Raw genomic sequence first — 2,706 nt, 5'->3', positions numbered from 1 at the left:
GCCGGTGACGGCAACGATCACATCATCTACGAGACCGACACCGGCTGGCTCACCTATGACAGCAACGGCAATGCAGCGGGCGGCTCAACCCATTTCGCCACGCTTGCCGCAAACCTCGCGCTGACAAACGCCGATTTCGTCGTGGTGTAAGGAGGCAACGCAAACAGCCGGCCACATTAGGAATGTGTGACGGGCTCTCGACACCAGCGGGCAGCCCGCGCGACGTCGCCAATGCCTTCCTGTTCCTCGCCTCAGACGATGCCAGCTACATCACCGGCACGACAATTGTCGTCGATGGCGGGCAGCTGCTGCCGGAGGGCAACGACTTCCGGCTCCTGCCGCCTTGATTGCTTCGCCGCCCTGGCCGCCAACCTCGCGCTTACCAACGCCGATTCGTCGTGATGTGAAGGAGACCTGTCCGTCCGCCCGAAGTGGATCGGGAAAACATCCACCCTGACCCTCACCGCAATAATGCCTTCGAAGAACTGCGGTCTGTTTCAAGACATATTCTCATAAAAATTTCGGCGACATCGGTCAGATACAGAGCGCACATAGACCGCATTGCTCTAGTTGGACTAAAATAAATTTGAAATGGCACCGCTGATGAATGTCACCCCAGTGTTTTGGAGAACATATGTCTGCCCGCAACATCACCACGACACATAATTACGGCCCAGACGATTTGGCAAATATTCCTGCAATCAATTTCACGGGGCCGGTGTTTGCGTCGCCGTGCTGCCTTATGAGTCTATAACGATCTTCACCGCGCATCACCGAATTCCATTTATGCCAGTCCAGTATGCGATGCCGGCTGCTGGCCATTTTCCACCACGCCGGCAGCGAAAGGGAACAAGCCATGCCTATCGAACGCATCGGACAGGACTTCATCGTCAATTCGACGGCAACAAACGTTCAGTATACCCCCGCGATCACGGCGCTGGCCGACGGCCGCTTTGTGGCCACCTGGTCTTCCACTGATACCGGCGATGGCGCTGGCTATTGCATCCGCGCCCGCATCTACAACGCCGACGGTTCAGCGGCCGGTAGCGACTTCATCGTCAATTCGACGGCAACGAGCAATCAGTCTAACCCCTCGATCACGGCGCTGGCCGATGGCCGTTTCGTGGCCACCTGGGAGTCCGCCGACCCCGGCGACGGCGATGACGGTTGCATGCGCGCCCGCGTCTACAACGCCGACGGCTCAGCGGCCGGCAGCGACTTCATCGTCAATTCGACGGCAACTGGCTTTCAGTCTAACCCCGCGATCACGGCGCTGGCCGATGGCCGCTTCGTGGCCACCTGGGAATCCTATGACTTCGGCAACGGCGACGGCGCTGGCACCTGCATCCGCGCCCACGTCTACAACGCCGACGGTTCAGCGGCCGGCAGCGATTTCATCGTCAATTCGACGACAGCAGGTGATCAGGTTAGCCCCGCGATCACCGCGCTGGCCGACGGCCGCTTCGTGACCACCTGGCAGTCCGATGATACTGGCGACGGCTCTAGCAGCTGCATCCGCGCCCGCATCTACAATGCCAACGGCTCAGCGGCCGGCAGCGACTTCATCGTCAATTCGACGGCAACGAGCAATCAGTACGACCCCGCGATCACGGCGCTGGCCGATGGCCGTTTCGTGGCCACCTGGCAGTCCAATGATCCCGGCGACGGCGACGGCAGCTGCATCCGCGCCCGCATCTACAACGCCAACGGTTCAGCGGCCGGCAGCGACTTCATCGTCAATTCGACGGCAGCAGGTGATCAGCATACCCCAGCGATCACAGTGCTGGCCGATGGCCGCTTCGTGGCCTCCTGGCAGTCCGGCGATACCGGCGATGGCGACGGCAGCTGCATCCGCGCCCACCTCTACAACGCCGACGGTTCAGCGGCCGGCAGCGACTTCATCGTCAATTCGACGCCAACTGGCTTTCAGTTTGACCCGGCAATCACGGCGCTGGCCGATGGCCGCTTCGTGGTCACCTGGGAGTCCAATGATACCGGCGACGGCAGCGGCAGCTGCATCCGCGCCCAGATCTTCGACCCGACAGTCTTCGTCGGTACGGCCGGCAAGGACATCTGGCAGGGCAGCAATGTCTTCGCCGACCATATCAACGGCGGCACCAGCGCCGACACGCTGTCGGGTCTTGGCGGCGACGATACGATCAGCGGCGATGCCGGCAACGACATGCTCGACGGTGGCGCCGGCAGCGATAAGCTGTTTGGCGGAGCCCACAACGATACACTCAACGGTGGCGCCGGCGCCGATCTGATGAGCGGCGGCACCGGCGACGATACCTACTGGGTCGACAATGCCGGCGATCATGTCATCGAATTGAATGGCCAGGGCACCGACAATGTGCAGAGCACCGTCTCCTTCAACCTCTCCGGTCAGGAGCTGGAGAACCTGGCGCTACGCACCGGCGCCTCGATCAACGGCACCGGCAATTCGATTGCCAATGTGATTACCGGCAATTCGGGCGTCAACATCCTGATCGGCCTTGGCGGCAACGATACACTGGACGGCAAGGAAGGTGCCGATACCATGCAGGGCGGCATCGGCAACGACACCTACTATGTCGACAATGCCGGCGACCACGTCACCGAGGCGAACGGCCAGGGCACCGACAATGTGCAGGCCTATGTCTCCTTCAACCTCTCCGGTCAGGAGCTGGAGAACCTGCAACTGCGCAGCGGGGCTTCCATCAACGG

General features: G+C 61.3%; 1 protein-coding gene and 1 pseudogene. Both read left to right on the top strand.

Translation table 11 applies throughout. The features are described 5' to 3' along the window. Positions 1–209: 209 nt before the first annotated feature. Positions 210–347 (top strand): annotated as a pseudogene (locus ACFFNA_RS36085) (SDR family oxidoreductase); the annotation flags it as partial. A 509-nt stretch (positions 348–856) separates the two neighbouring features. Next, positions 857–2,706: calcium-binding protein (locus ACFFNA_RS36080; protein WP_378924743.1), on the top strand; the 1,850-nt coding region annotated here is incomplete at its 3' end.

The sequence above is a fragment of the Mesorhizobium kowhaii genome, from assembly GCF_042431665.1.
Classification (GTDB): domain Bacteria; phylum Pseudomonadota; class Alphaproteobacteria; order Rhizobiales; family Rhizobiaceae; genus Mesorhizobium; species Mesorhizobium kowhaii.
Note: the sequence above shows the minus strand (reverse complement) of the source record. Positions and strands in the feature narration are given on the sequence as shown.